The following is a 24,304-nucleotide window of genomic DNA, read 5'->3' on the forward strand; positions in this document are numbered from 1 at the left end:
TGCGCAGATGTTCTCCCCTACTGCTTTGCGCCCGCGATGCGCCAAATGGCTTATCGCAACCGGACTCTTCCTGATGCTCAGCGCCTGTGTTGATAAACCCAGCACGCTCGAGCGAATCAAGGAGGATGGCGTATTGCGGGTGATTACCCGGAACAGCCCCGCTACTTATTTCCAGGACCGCAACGGTGAAACCGGTTTCGAATACGAACTGGTCAAGCGCTTTGCCGACGACCTGGGCGTTAAGCTGGAGATCGAGACGGCCGACAACCTCGATGACCTGTTCGGCCAATTGGGTAAACCCAACGGCCCGGTTCTGGCTGCCGCCGGCCTGGTCAGCAGCGAGCAGCGCAAGCAGCAGGTGCGTTTCTCCCATCCTTACCTGGAAGTGACCCCGCAGATCATCTACCGCAATGGCCAGTCCCGGCCTACTGCTCCGGCAGACTTGGTGGGCAAGAAGATCATGGTGCTCAAGGGCAGCATCCACGCCGAGCAATTGGCGGCGCTTAAAAAGCAGAACCCTGCGATTGAATACGAAGAATCCGACGCCGTTGAGGTGGTCGACCTACTGCGCATGGTCGACGAGGGTCAAATCGACCTGACCCTAGTGGACTCCAACGAAGTCGCGATGAACCAGGTGTACTTCCCCAACGTGCGCGTGGCCTTCGACCTCGGCAATGCCAGCAATCAGAGCTGGGCCGTGGCGGCCGGTGACGACAACAGCCTGCTCAACGAGATCAACAGCTACCTGGACAAGGTCGAGAAGAACGGCACCCTGCAGCGCCTTAAAGACCGCTATTACGGGCACGTGGATGTACTCGGTTATGTCGGCGCCTACACCTTTGCCCAGCACTTGCAGCAACGCTTGCCCAAATACGAGAAGGACTTCCGGGCCTACGCCAAGAAAGAAAAAGTCGATTGGCGCCTATTAGCAGCCATCGGCTATCAGGAATCGCTGTGGCAACCGACCGTCACCTCCAAGACCGGCGTGCGCGGCCTGATGATGCTGACCCAGAACACCGCCCAGGCGATGGGCGTGTCCAACCGCCTGGATGCTAAGCAAAGCATCATGGGCGGCGCCAAATACCTGGCCAAGATCAAGGATGAGCTGGACGATAGCATCGCCGAGCCGGATCGCACCTGGTTCGCCCTCGCCGCCTACAACGTCGGCACCGGCCATCTGGAAGACGCACGCACGTTGGCGAAGAAGGATGGCCTGAACCCGAACAAGTGGCTAGACGTTAAGAAGATGTTGCCGCGCCTGTCGCAGAAGCAGTGGTACAGCAAGACCCGTTACGGCTATGCGCGCGGCGGCGAGCCGGTGCACTTTGTGGCGAACATCCGGCGTTACTACGACATCCTCACCTGGGTGACCCAGCCGCAGCTGGAAGGCAACCAGGTGGTCGAAGGCAACTTGCATGTGCCGGGTGTGGATAAGACCAAGCCGCCGGAAGATAACCCGAAGCTGTAGCGCTCTCCCAAACATCACAAAACTAATGTGGGAGCGGGCTTGCTCGCGAAAGCGGTGGGTCAGTCGATACATCTGGTGACTAACACTCCCTCTTCGCGAGCAAGCCCGCTCCCACATTTAGATCTGCTCTTGGCTTAGAGACCGGTGATCAAATGAACGACCCCACCGGTCAATACCATCACACCCGGCACACCCGCCGCCTTGAGTCCCGGTTCATCCAACCGCCCCGCATCCTGCAATTGCACACGCACCCGCGTCAGCGCCACGCGTTGTTGTGACTTGAGGTTATCCGCGCCGCCCAATGCCTTCAGTACATCGGCCGACAACAGACTCGGGGTCGCCGTCCCCGCCGTCTCGGCAATCAAGTCCGGGGTCAGGGCTTTCCAGAACGCCCGCTGCAATTTCTCGAACATGCTCAGTGCTCCACAACAGGTGAGGTTTCAACAGTGGCCGCGTGGTACAGGCGCAGGGCCTCGCGTACTTGGGCGGCTTCTTCCAAGCCCAGCACCTGGCGGGCGATGCTCTGGCAGTCGGCCAGGTCCAGCTCGCGCACGGTGGCCTTGATGGTCGGGATCAGCGGCACGCTGACCGACAATTCATCCACGCCGAGCCCGATCAACACCGGCACCGCCAGCGCTTCGGACGCCAGCGCACCACACACACCGACCCACTTGCCATGGGCATGCGCGGCCTTGACGGTGGTGGCAATCAGGCGCAGTACCGACGGGTGAAAGCTGTCGGCCTGGCTCGCCAAACGTGGATGGTCACGGTCCATGGCCAGGGTGTATTGGGTCAGGTCATTGGTGCCAATGGAGAAGAAATCCACATGCGGGGCAAAAACGTCGGCCATCAGCGCCGCAGACGGCACCTCGATCATGATCCCCAGCTTTGGCAGTTCCTTGAGCCCCAGCGCCAGCGCTTCCTCCTCAAGAATCTTGCGCGCCAGGTGCAGCTCCGACAACAGGCTGACCATCGGCAACATGATATGCAGCCGTGCGAAACCGGCGCTGGCGAGGATCGCGCGGAACTGTTCGCGCAGCAGCTCCGGGCGCTCCAGGCACAGCCGAATACCGCGCAAGCCGAGGAACGGGTTGGTTTCGCTTTCCATCGGTACATAGGCCAACGGCTTGTCGCCACCGACGTCCAGGGTGCGAACCACCAAATTACGCTCGGTGCCCAGGGCGCGGGCGATGGCGGTGTAAGTGCCGGCCTGCTCCTCGGGGCTGGGTGCGCGGTTGCGGTCCAGGTAGAGGAACTCCGAACGCAACAGGCCGACGCCTTCACCGCCCAAGGCCAGGGATTGCTCGACCTCCTGCAACGACGCGACGTTGGCCGTGACCTCGACGTGATGGCCGTCGCGGGTGGTGGCCGGCAAGGCGGCTTGCGCCACTTCACGCTGACGGCGCTGCATTTGCTGATAGCGGGCAGCCTGCAGTTTTTCGATTTCAGCCAGGTCCGGCACCAGGTGCAGCTCACCTTTGTCGGCGTCGAGCAGGACTTGTTTGCCATTGGCCAGCGTCAGCACGTGCACCGGCACACCGCAAATCGCCGGCAGGCCGAGCGCGCGAGCGAGGATCGCGACATGGCTGGTCGCCCCGCCGCCGACGGTGACAAACCCCAGCACCTTGCGCGTATCCAGGCTGGCGGTTTGCGACGGGGTCAGTTGCTCGGCGATCAGGATGGCCTGCTCGGGTAAATCCCATGCCCGGTCCTGGATACCGAGGATCAGTTTGAGCACGCGCTGGCCCACATCGGCCAAGTCCGCCGCACGTTCGGCGAGCAGTGCATTGCCCAGGCCCTGGAACAAGGTGGCAGTGGTCACCGTGGCCCGGTTCCAGGCAAAAGCAGCACTTTTGCCATTAGCCAACTGGGCATGGGCTTGCTCGAGCAAGGTTGGATCTTCGAGCAGTTCTTGATGGGCGCGAAAAATCTCCGCCTGGGCACTGCCGGCCGCTTTGGCTTGCAAGGCTTGCAGCGCCTCGGCGGCCGCCAACAGGCCACGCGCCAGTGCGGCACGCTCAATCGCCTCGCCACTCCCGGCTTCGGTAATGTTCAGTTCCGGCTCAGCCACTTGCACCACCTGGCCAAACGCCGAACCCGGCGACGCACACACGCCGCGCAACAAGGTGGCCGACGATACCGGCGCGACAGGTTTGACCACTTCACGCGTTTGCGCGATTGTCTCGCCACAGCCCTCGGCCAACAGCGCCACCAGCGCGTTGATTGCCGCTTCGGCATCGTCGCCGGCCGCGCTCACCTGCAAGGAATCGCCCTGCACGGTTTGCAACGCCATGATCGCCACCAAGGATTTTGCGTTGGCGCTCTGGGTTTGCTTGTGCAGGTAAATGCTCGCGCTGAACCCCTTCGCCGCCTGGGCAAACACCGCCGCAGGACGCGCGTGCAAGCCGTTGGCGTTGGGCAAGGTCAGCGGTTTGGAGAACAGTGCATCGCCCTCCTCCTCATCCACTGTTGCAGCAGCTTCGCCAGGTGACACACGCAGCAGCGGCTGGCCCACATCCACCAGAGCACCGTCCGGCGTCAGCAGCGTAAACGGCTCGCCGCTGACCACCAACATCAAGGTCAGCAAACTGCGTGCATTGAGCGCCACGTAGTCAGCATCGAATTCAATCAGCGGCTGCCCGACCTCCACCCGCTGGCCTTCCTTCACCAGCGGCGTGAAGCCCTGGCCCGCCAGGTTTACGGTGTCCAGGCCGATATGCATCAGCACCTGGACGCCGTTGTCGTCGGTAACGCTGACCGCATGACCACTGTCCTGGATACTGCTGATCACCCCGGCCAACGGCGCGCAAAGGGTCTGCGAGGTGGGATCGATGCACAGGCCGTCGCCGATCATGCGACTGGCGAACACCGGGTCGGGCACCTGATCCAGCGCCAGCAGCACACCGGACAGCGGCGCCAGCAGTTCCAGGGGTTGAGTTGTGGTCATGACTTCACCTGCTGTTTTGTTCTGTAAAAATCATAGGGCCAACAACGGTCCAATGTGGGAGCTGGCTTGCCTGCGATAGCATCGCCTCGGTGTCATACCTCGGTGTCACTGAAAAACCGAGTCGCTCGCATCGCAGGCAAGCCAGCTCCCACAGTGAGTCCGTGTTTATTTCCACCAGTATTCGACCTGCACACCCACGTTCGAGCCATGCCGCGCCGTGCCGTAGGCGCCGGTGTCGGACAACGCCGAGCCCGCCGCCAGTTCATTTGCCGCACGCTTGGCCGCTTCGTTCCAGGTTGCATAGGTGTAGTACAAACGCACTTCCGGCCGTGCCCAGAAATCTGGGCCTTTAGGCGACCAGGTCGGGGCAAAGGTAAATTTGCTCAGCTTGCGCGTACCGCCGGCAGCGTCGACCTGATCATGCCCAAGTTCGGTGACCAGCTTGAACTGTTCGCTGATGGCATACGCCGGGCGCACACCGATGGACATCCAGGTCTGGTCCTGGCTGCCTGGGCGAATGTCTTTCTGGTACACCGCCTCGACCTGCCCGCCGAAACGCGGGGTGATCTGCCAGTCAAAAAACTCCACGGCGCGGTAGCTTTTGCTGCTGTTATCCAGGGCCGTATTACCGGTGTAGCCCAAGCCGGTGCCGGGGCCTTCGCCGTACTGCAAGGCGAATTTGTTTTTACCGCCAAGGAAAGCTTTTTGCACATGCTGCGCCGTGATCGCCCAGCCACTGTTGGCATCACGCCCGCCGGCTTTTTCAATGTAGCTCAAGCCCAACTCGAGCTCACCGCCGGGGTTGGTCTTGAAGCCCGCGACGTTGAAGTCGTGGCGGGTGGCGTATTCCTTCTGGTACAGGTTGTCTTTGCGCGACAGGGCGTAGCTGTATTTGAGGTCGCCGATTTTTACGTCCTCGACACCGCCGCCGGTGGCGCTCTGGTTCCAGTAGTAGAAGTCGGAGATATGGATGTCGTTACGTTTGTAGTAACGCCGCCCGGCCCACACCGAGCCGCCATTGAGGCTGGGCAGGTTGGACCACTGCGCATACATCTGCGGCATGCGTGCCGAGCCGTTGTCTTCGCCCTGGAATTTCAGGGCACGGTCGTACTTGTTGTACAGCGATGCCATGGCATCGACGCTGAGCACCGAGCCGTCGTCGAGGGTCAGCAGGTCCTGGCGCAATTCAAGTTCGGCGTATTGCTCGCATTCGTTGCCCAAGCGGTATTTGGATTGCGCCCCCGGCAGTTGGAAGCATTGCTGCTTGCCGCTGCCCGTTGAAGTGCCCGCGCCGCTGCGCAAGTAACCAGCAAACTCGAGGGCCTGAGCGGCAAAAGGTGCGCTAAGACATGATGCAATGAGGCCCAGCTTTATTGTTGTTTTCATGAAGCACTCCGGTATTTTTATTATGGTTTTTTCAAGCGCCCCCGCACGCTCATACGGGGGTTACAGCGGGCCTCAATCCTTGAGGTGCAGCACAAACGATTCGTAAGGTCGCAACACCACCGTGCGCGTACGCACCGGGCAGTCGGGGTAGTTGCTGATCAGCAGGCGTTGCTCGCTCGTCGCGTCGATGACGCCTTGGGGCAGTTGGATTTCGCAGGGCTTGGCATAAAAGTTATTCAGCACCAGCAAGCGCTCGCCCTGCCCTTCGCGCACGTACGCCCAAACCTGGAGATGGTCTTGTAGCAACTGGCGATAAACGCCTTCCTGGATCAGCGGCTCAAGGCGACGCAGCGCGATCAGCGCGCGGTAGTGATGCAACACCGAGTCCGGGTCATCCAGTTGGCTCTCGACGTTGATCTGCTGCGCATTCGCCGGGATGCCGATCCACGGTTCACCCGTGCTGAAACCGGCGTTGGCGTTGCTGCTCCATTGCATCGGCGTGCGGCCGTTGTCGCGGGACTTCTGCATGATCGCCGCCATGCTCGACGCCTCGGATTCACCCGCATCGCGCTTGAGACGAAAGATGTTCAGGGTCTCGACATCGCGGTACTGTTCGATTCTGTCGAAGCCCGGATTGGTCATGCCCAGCTCTTCGCCCTGGTACACATACGGCGTGCCTTGGAGGAAGTGCAGCGCGGTGGCAAGCATCTTGGCCGAGACCACACGGTGCTCGCCGTCGTCACCAAAACGCGAGACCACCCGCGGCTGGTCGTGGTTACACCAGAACAGCGCATTCCAGCCGCCACCGGCCTGCATGCCCAGTTGCCAATCGGAAAAAATCTGCTTGAGTTGCAGGAAATCGAAGTCGGCCTTCACCCACTTTTGCAGGTTCGGGTAATCCACTTTCAGGTGATGAAAGTTGAAGGTCATCGACAGCTCTTTCGACGCCGGATTGGAGTAGCGAATGCAGTGTTCCAGGCTGGTGGACGACATCTCGCCGACGTTGATCAGGTCGTGCCCCTCGAAGACTTCGCGGTGCATTTCCTGCAGGTATTCGTGCACGTTCGGGCCGTCGGTGTAGAAGCGGCGGCCGTCGGTGTTGTCTTCGGGGAAATCGGCGGGTTTGGAAATCAGGTTGATCACGTCCAAGCGGAAACCACCCACGCCTTTGTCGCGCCAGAAGCGCATCAGCTTGAACACTTCGGCGCGCACCTTGGGGTTGTCCCAATTCAGGTCGGCCTGGGTGTGGTCGAACAGGTGCAGGAAGTACTGGCCGGTTTGCGCCTCGTATTCCCAGGCCGAACCGCCGAACTTGGATTCCCAGTTATTCGGCTGGTCGCGCCAGATGTAGAAGTCGCGGTACGGGTTGTCGAGGCTGCTGCGCGCTTGCTGGAACCACTCGTGCTCGATGGAGGTGTGGTTGACCACAATGTCGAGCATCAGCTTGATGCCGCGCTTGGCCGCCTCGCTGATCAGCAGGTCGCAGTCGGCCATGGTGCCGTAGCTGGGGTCGATGGCGTAGTAGTCGCTGATGTCATAGCCGTTGTCGCGTTGCGGCGAGCGCAGGAACGGGGTGATCCACAGGCAATCCACGCCCAGCCACTTGAGGTAATCGAGCTTGTCCACGATGCCCAGCAGGTCACCGGTGGCGTTACCCGCGTGGCTATGGAAGCTTTTAGGGTAGATCTGGTAGATCACCGAGTGTTGCCAGTTTTGCATGGAGACTCCTTCAGCTTGGAATGCGATCAAATGACGGGTTGCGTTTTGCATGGAGACTCCTTCAGCTTGGAATGCGATCAAATGTGGGAGCGGGCTTGCTCGCGAAAGCGGTCGGTCAGGCGACGCGATACCCCGGCCGCACAATTTTCATGCTTAACGCACAGGTCAGAACAAACGGCACCACAATCGCAATGACCATCCCGATGACAAAAACCGGGATGTACTGCGGAAGGATTGAGATAAACGCCGGTAAGCCACCCACGCCGATGGCCGAGGCGGTCACCTTGTTCAGCGACAGGAAAATGCTGCCCAGTGCCGACCCCAACAGGGCGGCGTAGAACGGAAATTTGAAGCGCAGGTTCACGCCAAACATCGCCGGCTCAGTGATGCCGAAGTAGGCGGAAATCGCCGAGGTCGAGGCCATGCTTTTGTCCCGCGCATTGCGGGTCATGTAGAACACGCCAAGTGCGGCGCTGCCCTGGGCCAAGTTGGACATGACGATCATCGGCCAGATAAAGGTGCCGCCCTGGGTAGAGATGAGCTGCAGGTCCACAGCGAGGAACATATGGTGCATGCCGGTGATCACCAGCGGCGCGTACAGCAGGCCGAAAATCGCACCGCCGACCATGGGTGCTAGGTCAAACAAGGTGACCACGCCTTCGGTAATCAGGATGCCCAGGTGACGAGTGATCGGGCCGATGATCGCCAGTGCCAGCACGCCGGTCACGACGATGGTGGTGATCGGCACCACCAGCAGTTGAATCGCGTTAGGCACGCGGGCCCGCAGCCATTTTTCGATGACGCTCATCACATACGCCGCCATCAGGATCGGCAGGATCTGCCCCTGATAACCGACTTTTTCAATCTTGAACCAGCCGAAAATATCGAAGTACGGCAGGCTCTGGCCGTCGAGGCCGGCCACCGCCTTGCCGTAGTTCCAGGCATTGAGCAGGTCGGGGTGTACCAGCATCAGGCCGAGCACGATGCCGAGGATTTCACTGCCGCCAAACCGCTTGGCCGCCGACCAGCCCACCAGCGCCGGCAGGAACACGAACGAGGTGTTGGCCATCAGGTTGATCAGGCTCCACAGGCCATCCAGGTTCGGATACGCCTCCAGCAGCGTCTTGCCCTCGATGAACATGCCCTGGGCGCCCATCAGGTTGTTTATGCCCATCAGCAGGCCGGCGATGATCAGCGCAGGCAGGATCGGCATGAACACATCGGAAAATACGCGCACCAGACGCTGCATGGCGTTGGTCTTGTCGGCGCCCTTCTTCTTCACGTCAGCGATGGTGGCGGCGGCAAGGCCGGTCTGTTCGCGCAGGGCGGCGTAGACCTTTTCCACCTCGCCAGGGCCGATCACTACCTGGAACAGGCCGCCAGTGAAGAACGAGCCCTTGACCAGGTCGACCTGGTTCAACGCGCTGCTGTTGACCAGACTCGGGTCCTTGAGCGCCAGTCGCAGGCGGGTCACGCAGTGGGCAGCTTGCTCAAGGTTGTCGCGGCCCCCGAGGTTCTCGAGAATCTGGTGGGCAATAGTCGAATAGTCGTGGCTCATGCTTGGTTTCCACTTTAATTTTTTTATTTGGGGGCAGTCATTGGCAGCACGCCGAGGCCAAAAGTACTCGTCTGTACGAGTTAAATCAACAACTCGTCTGTACGAGTAACAAATTGTTTATATTTCTGAATTTTGAGTCAGATATTTCCCTTTCTTCCATGTGGGTCCAATGGACAAACTTCACCTCTGCCACTAAGGTTCCTGCCTTGAACTGCGCAGTCCACCTTCATCAAGTCGGGCATAGAGCCAAACCATGAGCAAATACAACCAGATCTATACGGATCTGCTTGCCAGCATCACCACCGAACGCCTGCAACGCGGCACGCGCCTTCCCTCCGAAACCGAACTGATGGATGCCTACCAAGCCAGCCGTGGCACCGTGCGTCGTGCGATCGAGCAGTTGCAGGAACGTGGGTTTGCGCAAAAAATCCACGGCAAGGGCACCTTTGTGTTGTCGCCCAACCCCATCGAGTTCCAGTTGGGCGGCATCGTTAGCTTCCACGAAACCCATGCCGACCTGGGCGATGACGTACGCACTGAAGTCGTCGATTTCAGCCAATTCCCGCTTGAAGGCTCGCTGCTGCAACACATCGAAGCCGAACCCGGCACCCTGATCACCCGCATCAAACGGGTACGGCGCATCGGCGGCAAACGGGTGATCCTCGACATCAACCACTTCGTCGCCGAGCTGATCCCAGGCCTTGACCGCGACATCGCCGAGCAGTCGATCTACGCGTTTATCGAGCAAACGCTGCAGCTGCACATCAGCTTCGCCCAACGTACCATCGAAGCCCTGCCGCGCAGCAAAGACGACCAGGCACACCTGGACCTCGATGGCCAAAGCCATGTGATCGTGGTGAGCAACCAGACGTTTTTGCAGGATGGGCGGCAGTTCGAGTACACCGAATCACGGCATACGTTGGATAAGTTTTACTTTTCGGACATCGCGCGGCGCTGAGGCGAAAAAGGGCAAACACCGTGAATATCCCCAGCAAGTGGCGCGAACAGTTCCCGCAGGCGCTGATTGAGCAACAAGCCATCGGCGAATCGCGGGCGGACGTGTTTCGGCTGCACCAGGACGGTGGAGCAGACCTGTTCCTGAAGGCTGAGCCTGTGGGCGAATTCGGCGAACTTGCGCACGAACATGAAAGACTCGTAAGATAACATTGACCTGTGCAAGGAAGGCCGCATCGGAGAATCACCGGTGTGCGAAGGCCGCCGGTAATCCGTTAGGATTGAGCGATCTATGCGGACTGTATGGCACCGCAGGGATGTCGGCGATAGCAGCGCTGGGCAGTTGCGCCTTCTCGACCGCCAGCATCGGCGAGCCAGGGGAGCCCCAAAAAGCCAAAAGCCCGCAATTACGCGGGCTCCAGGGCATTTCTTGCTAGATAGTGCCGGGCAATGCCGGACGTCCCATCATTCCCACTCAATCGTCGCCGGCGGCTTGCTCGACACGTCATAAGTAACGCGCGAAATACCTTCGATCTCATTGATGATACGGCCGCTGACAGTTTCCAGCAGCTCATACGGCAGGTGCGCCCAACGCGCGGTCATGAAGTCGATGGTTTCCACCGCACGCAGGGCCACAACCCAGGCGTAACGACGGCCATCGCCTACAACGCCAACCGATTTCACCGGCTGGAACACCACGAAGGCTTGGCTGACTTTGTGGTACCAGTCGGCTTTGCGCAGTTCTTCGATGAAGATGTGGTCGGCGCGACGCAGCAGGTCGGCGTATTCCTTCTTCACTTCACCCAGGATACGCACGCCCAGGCCCGGGCCTGGGAATGGGTGGCGGTAGACCATGTCGTACGGCAGGCCGAGTTCCAGGCCCAGACGGCGGACTTCGTCCTTGAACAGTTCACGCAGCGGTTCTACCAGCTTGAGGTTCATTTCCTCAGGCAGGCCACCCACGTTGTGGTGGGACTTGATCACGTGGGCCTTGCCGCTCTTGGCGCCGGCCGACTCAATCACGTCGGGGTAGATGGTGCCCTGGGCGAGGTACTTGATGTTGTCCAGGTGTTTGGCCTGGGCATCGAATACGTCGATGAAGGTGCGGCCGATGATCTTGCGCTTCTTCTCTGGGTCGGACTCGCCGGCCAGGTTGTTCAAGAACTGATCTTCAGCGTTGGCGCGGATCACCTTGACGCCCATGTTCTCGGCGAACATGGCCATCACTTGCTCGCCTTCGTGCAGGCGCAGCAGGCCGTTGTCGACGAAGACGCAGGTCAGTTGGTCGCCGATGGCTTTGTGCAGCAGCGCGGCAACCACGGAGGAGTCAACGCCGCCGGACAGGCCGAGCAGCACGTTGTCGGTGCCGACTTGGGCACGCACGTTGGCGATGGCGTCTTCAGCGATTTTCGATGGGGTCCACAGCGCTTCGCACTGGCAGATGTCGAGGATGAAGCGCGACAGGATGCGCCCGCCTTGCTTGGTGTGGGTCACTTCCGGGTGGAACTGCACGCCGTAGTAGCCGCGCTCGTCGTTGAACATGCCGGCGATCGGGCAGCTCGGGGTGCTGGCCAGGATGTGGAAGTCTTCCGGCATCTTGGTGACCTTGTCACCGTGGCTCATCCACACGTCGAGGCCGAACAGGCCGTCGGCGTCGATGTGGTCTTCGATGCCATCCAGCAGGCGGCTCTTGCCGACCACGTCGACACGGGCGTAACCGAATTCACGCAGTTCGGAACCTTCAACCTTGCCGCCCAGTTGCTCGGCCATGGTCTGCATACCGTAGCAGATACCGAAGACGGGCACGCCCAGGTCAAATACGGCTTGCGGGCAGCGCGGGCTGTTGGCTTCGTGCACGGACTCAGGGCCACCGGCGAGGATGACGCCTTTAGGTGCGAATTCGCGGATCGCTTCGTCATCCATGTCGAACGGATGCAGTTCGCAGTACACGCCGATTTCACGCACGCGGCGGGCGATCAGTTGGGTGTACTGGGAACCGAAGTCGAGGATCAGGATGCGGTGGGCGTGAATGTCGAGGGCCATGAAGTCAGTCTCGTCTAATGAATCAGAAACAACTCGGGGCTGAATAACAGCCGTAATGAATCAGAAACAACTCGGGGCTGAATAAAACAGCCCCGGTTACTTAACGTTTTGCTGGAAGCCTCAACCTACGCGGTAGTTTGGCGCTTCCTTGGTGATCTGCACGTCGTGGACATGGGACTCAGCCATGCCAGCGCCGGTGATCCGCACGAACTCTGGCTTGGTGCGCATTTCTTCGATGTCGGCGCTGCCGGTGTAACCCATCGAGGAACGCAGGCCGCCCATCAGTTGATGGATGATCGCGCTCAGGGTGCCTTTGTACGGCACACGGCCTTCAATGCCTTCCGGTACGAGCTTCTCGGCGCCTGCCGAGGAGTCCTGGAAGTAACGATCGGAGGAACCTTGCGCCTGGGACATGGCGCCCAGCGAACCCATGCCACGGTAAGCCTTGTACGAACGGCCCTGGAACAGTTCGATCTCGCCCGGCGCTTCTTCAGTACCGGCGAACATCGAGCCCATCATCACGCAGGAAGCACCGGCTACGATGGCCTTGGACAGGTCACCGGAGAAACGGATGCCGCCGTCGGCGATCAACGGTACGCCCGTGCCTTCAAGGGCAGCGGCGACGTTGGCGATGGCGCTGATTTGCGGCACGCCCACACCGGCGACGATGCGCGTGGTGCAGATCGAGCCAGGGCCGATACCGACCTTGACCGCATCGGCGCCGGCTTCGGCCAGGGCCTTGGCGGCTGCGCCGGTGGCAATGTTGCCGCCGATCACCTGGACGTCAGGGAAGTTCTGTTTGACCCAGCGAACGCGCTCGATCACGCCTTTGGAGTGACCGTGGGCGGTGTCGACCACCACCACGTCAACACCGGCAGCAACCAAGGCCGCCACGCGGTCACCGGTGTCTTTACCGGTACCCACAGCGGCGCCAACGCGCAGACGACCTTGGTCATCCTTGCTGGCCAACGGGTAGGCCTTGGCTTTTTCGATGTCGTTGACGGTCATCATGCCTTTGAGGGCGAATTTGTCGTCGACGATCAGCACGCGTTCGATGCGGTGCTTGTGCAGCAACTCACGAGCGTCGTCCTTGTCAGCACCTTCGCGGACAGTGACGAGGCGCTCTTTAGGCGTCATCACTTCGCGGACGGTGACTTCAAGACGGTTCTCGAAACGCACATCACGGGAAGTGACGATGCCGACCAAGTCGCCATCGTGCAGTACCGGAACGCCGGAGATATTGTGCAGGCTGGTCAGTTCGAACAGGTCACGCACGGTGGCGTCGGCTTCGATGGTGATTGGATCTTTCACCACACCGGCTTCGTAACGCTTGACCTTGCGCACTTCGGCAGCTTGCTGCTCGATGGTCATGTTCTTGTGGATGATGCCGATGCCGCCTTCCTGAGCCATGGCAATTGCCAAACGGGCTTCGGTGACGGTGTCCATGGCAGCAGAAACCAGGGGAATATTCAGCTCGATGCCACGGGTTAGGCGGGTCTTGAGACTGACTTCGTTAGGAAGCACCTCGGAATAACCGGGCACTAGGAGAATGTCGTCGAATGTCAGAGCTTCTTGGCTGATACGCAGCATCGCGGGGGCTCCCGAGCGGGAAAATGGAAGCGCGCCATTATATACATGCACCCTGTCAGGCTCAATGTAAAACTCTGACAAACTTGGTAATACTGAGGGTAGCTCGACTTTGACCCAACTCATCTTCTGGTCCAGCCAGTCGGCGAATTCATCGATAAAGCTCTGCTTGAAGCCCGCCTCCGCCCAGTTGTTGAAGATGAACCCCAGGTTGGAAAACCCGCATTCCTGCAGAAATAGAAACCCGTTGATGTCATCTTCATGCCCACACAGCGGGCAGGTGAAGTTGTCGGTGTGGCCGGGCATCCAGTCTTCCAGGCTTTCGAACAACGCCTCGCCGACCTCTTTAAGGCATTCCGGGCAGCCGGCTTCTTCGAGAAAGCCTTTGGCCGGCGTGTAGATGCAGCGCTTGTAGATGATCTCCAGGCCATTGATCGGCTCGTTGAACGGCAGCGCTTCGGGGTGCAGCACCACCGCGCGGGCGCCATCGGCCAGGGCGTAGGCCATGCGGTTGCCGGTGCGCCCGCACGTGGTCAGCTCTTCCTTGATGATGTTCTTGCGCACCAGCCAACGCACGATCGCCCGGGCGCGGGGTTCGTGGACGGGCAAGGTGGAGATTTTCGGGACAAGGATGCTTTGGGAGTTCATGAGGCCTGGGAGTCCTGCGGTGTGGCTTCTGGCCTCATCGCGGGCAAGCCCGGCTCCCACATTGGAATGCGATCAACTGTGGGAGCCGGGCTTGCCCGCGATGAGGCCCTAGAGCCCGGCAGCTTAATCCCTGACACCCACAGGTCAAGTACTCAAGTAACGGGCGATCAACGCAATACCGCTGGCCAACACCAACCACGTCACCAACCGCACAAAGGCTTCACGCGTCATGCGCATCGTCAGCCTGCGCCCGCACCACAGCCCCAAGGCCATCGCCGGTAACAGGCACAGCGCCAACATCAACAGCGGCAAATCAGCGTACACCCCGGCAATCAGGAACAAGCTCAAGCGCACCACCGTGCTGCAACTGATCAACGCGCTTTGCGTGGCCCGCGCCGCGTCCTTGGGCAAACGACTGTTCAGGTAGATCGCATATAAAAAGCCGCCACTGCCAAACAACGCACCAAACAACCCGCCCACGGTGCCCATGGGAATCGACCAGCGGGCCGCCAGCTGCGTCGGCCGGGCTTTCACCGCCAGGCTGTAAATCGCATAGGCGCTGATAAACAGCCCCATCAATAGCAGCAACAGGTCCGAATGCAGGTTGAGCAAGAAGATCACACCGAGTGTGCAACCGATTGCCATGCACGGCAGCAATCGCAGCAGCTCCGGCGTGTTCACGTTCCGCCGTGATTGCAGCAGGTTGCCAAAGGCCGCGACGAAATCCAGCAGCACCAGCAGCGGGATGATTTTCGACAACGGCATAAACACAATCAGGATCGGCCCGGCGACCAGCGCCGTACCAAAGCCTGCGATACCGAACACGATATAGGCGACGACAATGCCGACGCCGATCACCAGCCAATCAACGCCGCCAAACGACCACTGGCTCATCAGCTCAACCGGGTTCATGGGCACTTCCTTGAAAGAGTTAGCCCCCACTTTAGCCATCGTCGAGTGTTGCGACTAATATCTTCAAAGCCCTCCACCTATCTCGAAAAGGCATGACGCGTGATCTCCACCCGCCAACTGCGCTACTTCGTCGAAATCGCCGACAGTGGCAGCTTCAGCGCCGCCGCCGAACGTCTGTTTGTGGCGCAATCGGCCCTGAGCCGACAGATCAAAGAGCTGGAAACCCAACTGCAAACCCCGCTGTTCGAACGCACCGCGCGCCAACCACGGCTGACGGCGGCTGGTGAAGCCTTCTACCCACGGGCGCGCAACCTGTTGGGCGAGTTGCTCAAGGCCAGCGAAATGGCCACACAGGTGGGCAACGGTCAGTTGGGCACGCTGCGCCTGAGCCATTCGAGCACCGTGCCGATGAGCGGCCCCTTGCTGCAAGGCATCAGCAACTGGCTGAAGCGTTGCCCTGGCGTGTCGATGGACATCGTCCAACTTTCCTCCGAAGCGCAGTTGGAGGAAATCGCCGACGGCCGCCTCGAAGTCGGGCTGTTGCGCCTGCCGGTGTTGCGCCAGCGCGAAGGCGTGCGAGTGGTGCCTTTATACAGCGAACAACTGTTGCTGGCGGTGCCGCCTGATCACGCGCTGGCGCGCAGCACTGCGCCGGTGGCATTGGCGCAACTCAAGGACGAAGCATTTATCTCGATCCCCCATCCCCAACGCGGCGGCCTGAGTTATCTGTCAGCCGAGTTGTGCATGCGCGCAGGATTTTTCCCCAAGGCGGCACGGGTGATGTCGCGCAAAACCAGGCAGTTGCAACTGATCCAGGCCGGCTTCGGTATTGCCTTGTTACCAAAATCCATGCAGGACATCGCCCCCGCCAACCTGCACTTTTTACCCCTGGCCGACCCGGACAGCCTCAGCACCGTGGCCCTGGCCTGCGCGCAGACGCCGAGCGCGCTGGTCGAGCAATTCTGCCAAACCTTGCACGAATGCCTATAAACTGCCGCCCATGATTAAAGATCCTTTTGCCCGTCTGGGCCTGGACCGCGAAGTCCTGACTGTCAGCCAGCTCAACGGCCGCGCGCGGGTGTTGCTGGAAGACGTGTTCACCAATATCTGGGTCGAAGGCGAGATCTCCAACCTCGCCCGCCCGGCCTCCGGCCACGTGTATTTCACCCTCAAGGACAGCGGCGCCCAGGTACGTTGCGCGTTGTTTCGCAACAATGCCGCCAGGGTGCGCCAGGCGTTGAAAGATGGCCTGGCGGTGAAGGTGCGCGGCAAGGTCTCGCTGTTCGAGGGCCGGGGCGACTACCAGTTGATCCTCGACACCGTGGAGCCTGCCGGTGATGGTGCGCTGCGCCTGGCCTTCGATGCCTTGAAGGAAAAGCTCAGCGCTGAAGGCCTGTTCAGTGCCGAACGCAAGGTGCCGCTGCCGGCGCACCCGCAGAAGATCGGCATTATCAGTTCGCCTACCGGTGCGGTGATCCGCGACATCATCAGCGTGTTCCGCCGCCGTGCGCCGCAGGTGCAATTGACGTTGATCCCCACCGCCGTGCAAGGCCGCGAAGCGATCCCGCAGATTGTGCGCGCACTGAAACTGGCCGACGCGCGCGGCTTCGACGCGTTGATCCTGGCCCGTGGCGGCGGCTCGTTGGAAGACCTGTGGTGCTTCAACGAAGAAGCCGTGGCCCGCGCGGTGGATGCTTGCGTTACGCCCATCGTCAGCGCCGTCGGCCATGAGACCGATGTGTCGATCACGGACTTTGTCGCAGACGTGCGCGCACCGACGCCCTCGGCCGCCGCGGAATTGCTCGCGCCGGACGCCAGCAATCTGGTGCGCCAGGTCGAAAGCCTGCATCGCCGCTTAGTCCTGTTGATGCGCAATCGGTTGAGCCACGACCGTCTGCGCCTGGAAGGCATGGCCCGCCGCCTGCGCCACCCTGGCGAACGGCTGCGCCAGCAGGCCCAGCGCCTGGATGACCTGGACATGCGCATGCGCCGCGCCTTCGAGCGCAGCCTCAATACCCGCCGCGAACGCCTGATTCGCCTGGAAACCCGCCTCGCCGGCCAACACCCGGGCCGCCAACTGGCCCTGCTGCGCCAACGCCTGGACAGCCTCGCCGAACGCCTGCCGCGTGCCATGCGCGAAGGTCTCAAGGCGCGGCGCCTGCAACTGCAAAGCCAGGTGCAGACGCTGCAAGTGGTCAGCCCACTGGCGACCCTCGGCCGTGGCTACAGCATTTTGCTGGACGACCGCGGCCAGGCGATTCGCAATGCCGCGCAAACCCACACCGGCCAGCGCCTGACCGCGCGCCTCGGTGAAGGCCAATTGCAGGTGCGGGTGGAAGACAACCACCTGACACCCGTCACCCTTTCGTTATTGGATTGATTGATGCCTCGTCTATTTAGCCTGCTGATGCTGTTGTGCCTCACCGTCAATGCCCACGCCGACAGCTACATCACTCGGCTGCTGAACAAGCCGGTGCCCGGTGGCGTTGCAGTGGTCGACCTGGGTGCTTCGGCAACGGCGCCGAAAGCGACCTACCAAAACCGACCGGTATTGGTGGTCAAGGAACAGAACAACTGGCTGGCGATCGTCGGGATTCCGCTTGCGGTTAAACCCGGCACCCAACGCATCGCCAGTGGCGGGCAAAACCTGCCGTTTGTGGTGGGCTTCAAGAAGTACCCCGAGCAGCACATCACGTTGAAGAACAAAAGCCAGGTGAACCCAGACCCGGCGCAGCTCAAACGCATCGAGGGCGAGTTGGCCGTGCAGCTCAAGGCTTACCGCAGTTTCAGCCCGAACACGCCAAGCAACTTGCTGCTGGATAAACCCGTCAATGGGCCGCTGTCGAGCAAGTTTGGTGTGCGCCGGTTCTTTAACGGCGAGGAGCGCAACCCGCATTCTGGCCTGGACTTCGCTGTCGGCGCCGGCACGCCGATCAAAACCCCGGCGGGAGGTAAAGTGATCCTGACCGGCAACTACTTCTTCAACGGCAACACCGTGTTCGTCGACCACGGCCAAGGCTTTATCAGCATGTTCTGCCACATGTCGAAGATCGACGTGAAGGTGGGCGATCAACTGGCACGCGGTGCGGTGGTGGGCAAGGTCGGCTCGACAGGCCGTGCGACCGGGCCGCACATGCACTGGAACATCAGCCTCAACGATGCACGAGTGGACCCAGCGATTTTTATCGGCGCCTTCCAGCCCTGAGATGATCGGTGGGGCCGCAAGCTTCATCGCGGCAAATGTCATTAGCCACTAATACAGCTACAAAATCTCGCCCACTCGCTCAAAGCAAGAACTTCTCTCAATTTTTAGCGACTGCTTGCCATCTTTCACCCCTGCGGTTAGGGTTGAGCTTATGAAAACCTCTCACACCCTCATTCAGCTCCGCCAGCACCGCAGCCTGTGCCTCGTCAGCGCACGACTGCCAGGCTGAATCGATCTGCCTCGTCCCACGCTTCATCCCCAAAAATAGTTACACGGCAGGCCGCCTTTTCTCGGCCCCTACAACAAAGGATTTCCCGATGAGCATGCTCAAAGACCCGTCTTCGAAGTACCGCGCGTTCCCGACCATCGATATCCCGGACCGCACCTGGCCGTCGAAAACCATCACCGAAGCGCCGATCTGGTGCAGCTCCGACCTGCGTGATGGCAACCAGTCGCTGATCGAGCCGATGGACGCCGCGAAAAAACTGCGTTTCTGGAAGACCCTGGTTGCGGTGGGCGTGAAGGAAATCGAAGCCTCGTTCCCGGCCGCTTCGCAAACCGACTTCGACTTCGTGCGCACCTTGATCGAAGACAATCACATCCCCGAGGACACCACCATCCAGGTGCTGACCCAGGGCCGTGAAGACTTGATCGCCCGTACCTTCGAATCCCTGCGCGGCGCCAAGAAAGCCATCGTGCATTTGTACAACGCCACCTCGCCGTCGTTCCGCCGCATTGTGTTCAACCAGGACAAGGACGGCATCAAGGCCATCGCCGTCAACGCGGCCAAGCTGTTCGTCAAATACGCCGCCCAGCAGCCGGAAACCCAGTGGACCTTCGAATATTCCCCGGAGACCTTCAGCGCCACTGAGCTGGAGTTCGCCAAGGAAGTGTGTGACGCGGTGATCGAGGTGTGGAACCCAACACCTGAGCACAAGATGATCCTCAACTTGCCAGCCACCGTTGAATGCGCCACACCGAACATCTATGCCGACCAGATCGAGTGGTTCGGTCGCCATATCAACCGCCGTGACAGCGTTATCATCAGCCTGCACACCCACAACGACCGTGGCACTGGCGTGGCCGCCACCGAGCTGGGCCTGATGGCCGGCGCCGACCGTGTCGAAGGCTGCCTGTTCGGCAACGGCGAGCGCACCGGTAACGTCGACCTGGTCACTGTGGCACTGAACATGTACACCCAAGGCCTCGACCCGCAGCTGGACTTTTCCGACATCGACGGCGTGCGCAAAGTCGTCGAGGAGTGCAACCAGATCCAGGTGCACCCACGTCACCCGTACGTCGGCGACTTGGTGCACACCGCGTTCTCCGGTTCCCACCAGGACGCGATCCGCAAAGGTTTCACCCAGCAGAAAGCCGACGCACTGTGGGAAGTACCGTACTTGCCGCTCGACCCGGCCGACATTGGCCGCAGCTACGAGGCGGTGATTCGTGTGAATAGCCAGTCGGGCAAAGGCGGCATCGCCTACCTGCTGGAGCAGGAATACGACATCAGCTTGCCGCGTCGCATGCAGATCGAGTTCAGCCAAGTGGTGCAGGCTGAAACCGACCGCGTGGGTCTTGAGATGACCGCACCGCAGATCTACGCTTTGCTGCAGCGTGAATACCTGCAAGCCAACACCCCGTATGCGCTGGTCAGCCATCGCCTGCAGGAAGAGAACGGCAACAGCTTTGTCGAGGTGGAAGTCTCGGGCAAGGGCCAGGGCGAAACCAACCTGCACTGGAAAGGCAAAGGCAACGGCGCCCTGGAAGCGCTGGTGGCTGGCCTGCCGATTGGCGTGGAGATCATGGACTACAACGAACATGCCATCGGTGCAGGCACCAACGCCAAGGCGGCGGCCTACATTGAACTGCGTGTGAACGGCGAGCGCCCAGTGCATGGCGTGGGCATTGATGAAAACATCACCACAGCGAGCTTCAAGGCGCTGTTCAGTGCGCTGAACCGTTCGTTGAGTCAGCAGGAAGCGAAAGCGGCGTAAGCCGGTGCGCTGAAATGCAAAAGGCCCCTGGGTGAGAACTTAGGGGCCTTTTTTGTTGGGCGGCAGATTTGTGTGGTTTGTAAGGGCCTCATCGCGGCATCTACACAACCGCCAGTGGACACAAAATCTGAAGCAACCGAGCTTTTGTGGCGAGCGGGCTTGCCCGCGATAGCGGTGTATCAGACAAACTGAAACCTATCGGCATCCAGGTTCGCCGGAAACTTGGTGCGATACGCCGCCAGCTCGGCCGCTTCCAGGCATACCTGAAACACCCCATCCGCCTCCCCCGCACTCAACAAGGTCTCACCCTGGAAATCCAGCACTTGGCTGTCTCCGGTGTAGGCAAAGCCTTTGCCATCGGTACCCACCCGGTTCACCGCCGCCACGTAGCACAGATTTTCGATGGCTCGTGCTGGCAATAACCGATTCCAGTGCTGGCGCCGTGCACCCGGCCAGTTGGCGGTGTACAGCAGCAAGTCCGTGTCCTGCGCATCACGGCTCCACACCGGGAAGCGCAGGTCGTAGCAAATCAACGGCCGAATACGCCAGCCCTTCAACTCGAACTGCACCTGACGCTCGCCCGGCGTGTAGTGGTCGTGCTCGCCGGCCATACGGAACAGGTGGCGCTTGTCGTAATGCAGCACCTCGCCATCCGGCCGCGCCCAGAGCAGGCGGTTGCGGTGGCTGCCGTCGGCGGCTTGGATGATCACGCTGCCGGTGATCACCGCGTTGTATTTGGCCGCCTGGGCCAGGAGCCACTCATGGGTGGGGCCATTTTCGCGCTCGGCGAGCGTGGCCGACTCCATCGAGAAGCCGGTGGTGAACATTTCCGGCAATACGATCAGGTCGGCGCCTTGGGCTTGTTCCAGCAGCAACTCGAAATGCTCGAAGTTGGCCTGACGGTCATGCCACACCAGGCTGGTCTGGACCAGGGCGATATTCAGGTCGGGTAATGCACTCAGATCACGCATAGTTTCTCAGCTGCTTGTCGCAGCGTTTCCTCGCGTTTGGCAAAGCACAGGCGCACCAGGCGCTGGCCTTGGGGTGGGTGCTGGTAGAACACCGAGACCGGAATCGTCGCCACGCCGTGCTCGCGGGTCATCCACAGTGACATGGCGACGTCATCCAGGTCCGGGCGAATCTGTGAGTAATCCACCAGTTGAAAGTAAGTACCGGTCACCCGGGTAAAGCTGAAACGCGACGGCACCAGCAGGTCGCAGAACAGGTCGCGCTTGGCCTGGTAGAAGGCCGGCAGTTCTTCGACGTGTTCCGGGTGTTCGGCCATGAAGTCCGCCAAAGCGTACTGCAAAGGGGTCACGCCGCAGAAGTTGACATATTGATGCACCTTGCGCAGTTCAGCGGTCAGAGCGGCGGGCGCGACCACGTAGCCGGTTTTCCAGCCGGTGACGTGATAGGTCTTGCCGAAGGAGCTGACCACGAACGCACGCTGATACAGCTCTTCGTGGGCCAACACGCTGACATGGGGTACGCCATCGAACACCAAGTGTTCGTAGACTTCATCGCTGACCAGATAGATATCGCGGTCGCGGATCAGTTCGGCCAACTGGTCCAGTTCGGCGCGACTGATCAGTGCGCCGGTCGGGTTGTGCGGGGTGTTGAGGATGATCATGCGTGTGCGCGGTGACAACGCGGCCTTGATCCTTTCAAAGTCCAAGGCGAAGCCTTGCAGGCTCAGTTGTACATGCACGCAGCGGCCACCGGCCAGTTCGACCGAGGGCTCATAGCTGTCGTAGCTGGGGTCGAACACGATGACTTCATCGCCGTTGCGAATCACCGCTTGAATCGCGCAGAAAATCGCGGCGGTGGCGCCAGGAGTGATGGTCACTTCGCTGTCGGGGTTGACTGTCGCGCCATAGCTACGGGCGATCTTGGCGGCCACTTGCTGACGCAGGGCCGGCAGGCCGGTCATCGGTGAATACTGGTTATGCCCGCTGGCGACGTGCTTACCGACCGCATCGAGTAATGCTTTAGGGCCATTGAAATCGGGAAAGCCCTGGGACAGGTTGAGTGCGCCGGTCTCGGCAGCGAGTTGCGACATGGTGGTGAAAATGGTCGTGCCGACATTCGGCAGCTTGCTGGTGATCATCGGAGGCCCCTGCAGGTGAGCCTCAAGTTTTAAGCTGCCGGCTGCGTGGGGTCAAGGCACAAACCATCGCGCACAAAAAAGGGCTCCAAAGGAGCCCTCTCTTGCAGCGTGCAGCACTGCAGGGCTCCAAAGGAGCCCTCTCTTGCAGCGTGCAGCTTACGACCTGAAGCGGCGTTTATTTCTTGTCGCGGCGCTTCTTGTCGGCCTTCTTGTGGTGAGTCATCAAACGACGCTTCTTGTTCACCTGACGGTCAGTCAAGGTGTTCTTGTTGCCTTCGTATGGGTTCTCGCCACCTTTGAACTCGATACGGATCGGCGTACCGACCAGTTTCAAGACACGGCGGTAGGTGTTTTCCAGGTAACGCACATAGGATTTCGGCACCTTCTCGATCTGGTTACCGTGAATCACGATAATCGGCGGGTTGGCACCACCCAAGTGGGCGTAACGCAGTTTGATGCGGCGGTTGTTAACCATCGGCGGCGCATGCTCGCCAACTGCGTCTTCCAGGATCTGGGTCAGACGGTTGGTCGGCCAGCGGGTAACTGCGGACTTGAACGAGTTTTGTACGGAGGCGTAGAGGTTACCCACGCCGGTGCCGTGCAGGGCCGAGATAAAGTGAATATCGGCGAACTCAACAAAGAACAGGCGGCGCTGCAGCTCGATCTTGACGAAATCGCGCTCGCTCGGCGTCATGCCGTCCCACTTGTTGATCGCGATGACCAAGGCGCGACCGGCTTCCAGGGCAAAGCCCAGCAAGTTGAGGTCGTGGTCTACCACGCCTTCGCGGGCGTCCATCACGAAGATCACCACGTTGGCGTCTTTGATCGCTTGCAGGGTTTTGACCACCGAGAACTTTTCAACTTCCTCGTGGATCTTGCCGCGCTTGCGCACACCGGCGGTGTCGATCAGCGTGTACTTCTCGTCGTTACGCTCGAACGGGATGTAGATGCTGTCGCGGGTGGTGCCGGGTTCGTCATACACGATTACCCGGTCTTCGCCGAGCATGCGGTTAACCAGCGTCGACTTGCCGACGTTAGGGCGGCCGATGATCGCGATCTTGATACCGTCTTTTTCGCTCGGGCCAGGAATGCGCTTGGCTTCCTCACCTTCGGCGACGATCTCCTCGCTGCCCTCTTCTTCCTCGGCGTCATCCTTAGGGAAGTCGCGCAGGGCGATTTCCAGCATCTGGGTGATGCCGCGACCGTGAGCACCGGCGACCGGAATCGCGTCGCCCAGGCCCATCGGGCTGAATTCGGCACGGGCGGCCTCAGGATCGATGTTGTCGATCTTGTTGGCGACCAGATAGGAACGCTTGTTGCGCTTGCGCAGGTGCTCGCCAATCATTTGGTCGGCAGCGGTGTAGCCCGCGCGGGCGTCCACCAGGAACAACACGACATCGGCTTCTTCGATAGCGAGCAGCGACTGCTCGGCCATCTTTTCGTCCATGCCATGCTCGTCACCGGAGATACCACCGGTGTCGACAATAATGTAGGAGCGCCCTTGCCACTTTGCCTCACCGTATTGGCGATCACGGGTCAGACCGGACAAGTCGCCGACGATGGCGTCGCGAGTCCTGGTCAGGCGGTTGAACAAGGTGGACTTGCCGACGTTAGGTCGGCCCACCAGGGCGATTACGGGAACCATGCGGCTCTCCACTTCGTTATTTCAGAAAATACAAAAGCCGCTGCAAGGCAGCGGCTGGTGCTCGGGGCAGCATATTCAAATGCCGCATGCCCCGCCGAAGCGGGGCCGCCTGGGTGTTACCCCAAGCA

At 60.5% G+C, this 24,304-nt stretch carries 18 protein-coding genes and 1 pseudogene; 7 read left to right on the top strand and 12 right to left on the bottom strand.

Translation table 11 applies throughout. The features are described 5' to 3' along the window. Positions 1 to 7 precede the first annotated feature (7 nt). Positions 8 to 1,468 (top strand): membrane-bound lytic murein transglycosylase MltF, encoded by a 1,461-nt coding sequence (gene mltF, locus GJU48_RS19660; RefSeq protein WP_094949453.1) that lies wholly within the window; start codon positions 8 to 10, stop codon positions 1,466 to 1,468. Between the two features lie 134 nt (positions 1,469 to 1,602). Here mltF and GJU48_RS19665 read toward each other — a convergent pair whose 3' ends face one another. The 5 genes from GJU48_RS19665 to treP all read right to left on the bottom strand — a co-directional run bounded on the left by GJU48_RS19665 (position 1,603) and on the right by treP (position 9,078). Beyond that, the gene (locus GJU48_RS19665; protein WP_094949452.1) at positions 1,603 to 1,881 is read right to left on the bottom strand and encodes a PTS transporter subunit EIIB; all 279 of its coding nucleotides are present in this window, start codon (positions 1,879 to 1,881) and stop codon (positions 1,603 to 1,605) included. Positions 1,882 to 1,883: 2 nt separating this feature from the next. Continuing rightward, a complete protein-coding gene (ptsP, locus tag GJU48_RS19670) occupies positions 1,884 to 4,415 on the bottom strand; it encodes a phosphoenolpyruvate--protein phosphotransferase (RefSeq protein ID WP_094949451.1) in 2,532 nt (843 codons plus the stop codon). 165 nt (positions 4,416 to 4,580) lie between these two features. After that, entirely contained in the window at positions 4,581 to 5,801 is a 1,221-nt protein-coding gene (locus GJU48_RS19675; protein ID WP_094949450.1) for a maltoporin, read from the bottom strand. A gap of 72 nt (positions 5,802 to 5,873) precedes the next feature. Further along, complete coding sequence (gene treC, locus GJU48_RS19680; RefSeq protein WP_094949449.1) at positions 5,874 to 7,520, bottom strand: alpha,alpha-phosphotrehalase; 1,647 nt, start codon at positions 7,518 to 7,520, stop codon at positions 5,874 to 5,876. 115 nt (positions 7,521 to 7,635) lie between these two features. Next, positions 7,636 to 9,078, bottom strand: a complete 1,443-nt coding sequence (gene treP / locus GJU48_RS19685) for a PTS system trehalose-specific EIIBC component (RefSeq protein ID WP_094949448.1) — start codon at positions 9,076 to 9,078, stop codon at positions 7,636 to 7,638. A 253-nt stretch (positions 9,079 to 9,331) separates the two neighbouring features. Here treP and treR point away from each other — a divergent pair, with 253 nt between their 5' ends. Further along, positions 9,332 to 10,036, top strand: a complete 705-nt coding sequence (gene treR / locus GJU48_RS19690; protein ID WP_094949447.1) for a trehalose operon repressor — start codon at positions 9,332 to 9,334, stop codon at positions 10,034 to 10,036. Positions 10,037 to 10,056: 20 nt separating this feature from the next. Continuing rightward, entirely contained in the window at positions 10,057 to 10,242 is a 186-nt protein-coding gene (locus GJU48_RS19695; protein WP_256671162.1) for a hypothetical protein, read from the top strand. A 255-nt stretch (positions 10,243 to 10,497) separates the two neighbouring features. On the opposite strand, the gene guaA is transcribed toward GJU48_RS19695, so the two are convergent. The 4 genes and pseudogenes from guaA to GJU48_RS19710 all read right to left on the bottom strand — a co-directional run bounded on the left by guaA (position 10,498) and on the right by GJU48_RS19710 (position 15,222). Further along, complete coding sequence (guaA, locus tag GJU48_RS19700; RefSeq protein WP_094949445.1) at positions 10,498 to 12,075, bottom strand: glutamine-hydrolyzing GMP synthase; 1,578 nt, start codon at positions 12,073 to 12,075, stop codon at positions 10,498 to 10,500. Between the two features lie 120 nt (positions 12,076 to 12,195). Continuing rightward, positions 12,196 to 13,665, bottom strand: coding sequence for an IMP dehydrogenase (gene guaB, locus GJU48_RS19705; protein ID WP_094949444.1), 1,470 nt, complete (start codon positions 13,663 to 13,665; stop codon positions 12,196 to 12,198). 99 nt (positions 13,666 to 13,764) lie between these two features. Next, positions 13,765 to 14,310 (bottom strand): annotated as a pseudogene (locus tag GJU48_RS25005) (sugar ABC transporter ATPase); the annotation flags it as partial. A gap of 144 nt (positions 14,311 to 14,454) precedes the next feature. Next, positions 14,455 to 15,222 (bottom strand): sulfite exporter TauE/SafE family protein, encoded by a 768-nt coding sequence (locus GJU48_RS19710; RefSeq protein WP_094949443.1) that lies wholly within the window; start codon positions 15,220 to 15,222, stop codon positions 14,455 to 14,457. Positions 15,223 to 15,321: 99 nt separating this feature from the next. Here GJU48_RS19710 and GJU48_RS19715 point away from each other — a divergent pair, with 99 nt between their 5' ends. The 4 genes from GJU48_RS19715 (at position 15,322) to leuA (ending at position 20,424) form a co-directional block, all read left to right on the top strand. Then, the gene (locus GJU48_RS19715) at positions 15,322 to 16,212 is read left to right on the top strand and encodes a LysR family transcriptional regulator (RefSeq protein ID WP_094949442.1); all 891 of its coding nucleotides are present in this window, start codon (positions 15,322 to 15,324) and stop codon (positions 16,210 to 16,212) included. Positions 16,213 to 16,222: 10 nt separating this feature from the next. Further along, entirely contained in the window at positions 16,223 to 17,602 is a 1,380-nt protein-coding gene (gene xseA / locus GJU48_RS19720) for an exodeoxyribonuclease VII large subunit (protein ID WP_094949441.1), read from the top strand. Positions 17,603 to 17,605: 3 nt separating this feature from the next. Then, the gene (locus tag GJU48_RS19725; RefSeq protein ID WP_094949440.1) at positions 17,606 to 18,427 is read left to right on the top strand and encodes a peptidoglycan DD-metalloendopeptidase family protein; all 822 of its coding nucleotides are present in this window, start codon (positions 17,606 to 17,608) and stop codon (positions 18,425 to 18,427) included. 317 nt (positions 18,428 to 18,744) lie between these two features. Further along, positions 18,745 to 20,424, top strand: coding sequence for a 2-isopropylmalate synthase (gene leuA, locus GJU48_RS19730; protein ID WP_094949439.1), 1,680 nt, complete (start codon positions 18,745 to 18,747; stop codon positions 20,422 to 20,424). A gap of 179 nt (positions 20,425 to 20,603) precedes the next feature. Here the strand turns inward: leuA and GJU48_RS19735 are convergent, their stop codons facing one another. The 3 genes from GJU48_RS19735 to der all read right to left on the bottom strand — a co-directional run bounded on the left by GJU48_RS19735 (position 20,604) and on the right by der (position 24,176). Then, the gene (locus GJU48_RS19735) at positions 20,604 to 21,395 is read right to left on the bottom strand and encodes an amidohydrolase (protein WP_094949438.1); all 792 of its coding nucleotides are present in this window, start codon (positions 21,393 to 21,395) and stop codon (positions 20,604 to 20,606) included. Next, a complete protein-coding gene (locus tag GJU48_RS19740; RefSeq protein WP_094949437.1) occupies positions 21,383 to 22,531 on the bottom strand; it encodes a pyridoxal phosphate-dependent aminotransferase in 1,149 nt (382 codons plus the stop codon). Before GJU48_RS19740 ends, GJU48_RS19735 begins: the two co-directional genes overlap by 13 nt. Positions 22,532 to 22,706: 175 nt before the next feature. Then, the gene (gene der, locus GJU48_RS19745; protein ID WP_094949436.1) at positions 22,707 to 24,176 is read right to left on the bottom strand and encodes a ribosome biogenesis GTPase Der; all 1,470 of its coding nucleotides are present in this window, start codon (positions 24,174 to 24,176) and stop codon (positions 22,707 to 22,709) included. Between the last annotated feature and the right edge of the window lie 128 nt (positions 24,177 to 24,304).

This window comes from Pseudomonas sp. IB20 (assembly GCF_009707325.1).
Classification (GTDB): domain Bacteria; phylum Pseudomonadota; class Gammaproteobacteria; order Pseudomonadales; family Pseudomonadaceae; genus Aquipseudomonas.

Excerpts from the sequence above, each read along its gene's own strand:
- mltF (WP_094949453.1), top strand. The coding sequence starts at position 8 with ATGTTCTCCCCTACTGCTTTGCGCCCGCGATGCGCCAAATGGCTTATC.
- GJU48_RS19665 (WP_094949452.1), bottom strand. The coding sequence starts at position 1,881 with ATGTTCGAGAAATTGCAGCGGGCGTTCTGGAAAGCCCTGACCCCGGAC.
- GJU48_RS19735 (WP_094949438.1), bottom strand. The coding sequence starts at position 21,395 with ATGCGTGATCTGAGTGCATTACCCGACCTGAATATCGCCCTGGTCCAG.
- GJU48_RS19740 (WP_094949437.1), bottom strand. The coding sequence starts at position 22,531 with ATGATCACCAGCAAGCTGCCGAATGTCGGCACGACCATTTTCACCACC.
- guaB (WP_094949444.1), bottom strand. The coding sequence starts at position 13,665 with ATGCTGCGTATCAGCCAAGAAGCTCTGACATTCGACGACATTCTCCTA.
- GJU48_RS19725 (WP_094949440.1), top strand. The coding sequence starts at position 17,606 with ATGCCTCGTCTATTTAGCCTGCTGATGCTGTTGTGCCTCACCGTCAAT.
- xseA (WP_094949441.1), top strand. The coding sequence starts at position 16,223 with ATGATTAAAGATCCTTTTGCCCGTCTGGGCCTGGACCGCGAAGTCCTG.
- guaA (WP_094949445.1), bottom strand. The coding sequence starts at position 12,075 with ATGGCCCTCGACATTCACGCCCACCGCATCCTGATCCTCGACTTCGGT.
- leuA (WP_094949439.1), top strand. The coding sequence starts at position 18,745 with ATGAGCATGCTCAAAGACCCGTCTTCGAAGTACCGCGCGTTCCCGACC.
- GJU48_RS19710 (WP_094949443.1), bottom strand. The coding sequence starts at position 15,222 with ATGAACCCGGTTGAGCTGATGAGCCAGTGGTCGTTTGGCGGCGTTGAT.
- der (WP_094949436.1), bottom strand. The coding sequence starts at position 24,176 with ATGGTTCCCGTAATCGCCCTGGTGGGCCGACCTAACGTCGGCAAGTCC.
- treC (WP_094949449.1), bottom strand. The coding sequence starts at position 7,520 with ATGCAAAACTGGCAACACTCGGTGATCTACCAGATCTACCCTAAAAGC.
- GJU48_RS19675 (WP_094949450.1), bottom strand. The coding sequence starts at position 5,801 with ATGAAAACAACAATAAAGCTGGGCCTCATTGCATCATGTCTTAGCGCA.
- treP (WP_094949448.1), bottom strand. The coding sequence starts at position 9,078 with ATGAGCCACGACTATTCGACTATTGCCCACCAGATTCTCGAGAACCTC.
- ptsP (WP_094949451.1), bottom strand. The coding sequence starts at position 4,415 with ATGACCACAACTCAACCCCTGGAACTGCTGGCGCCGCTGTCCGGTGTG.
- treR (WP_094949447.1), top strand. The coding sequence starts at position 9,332 with ATGAGCAAATACAACCAGATCTATACGGATCTGCTTGCCAGCATCACC.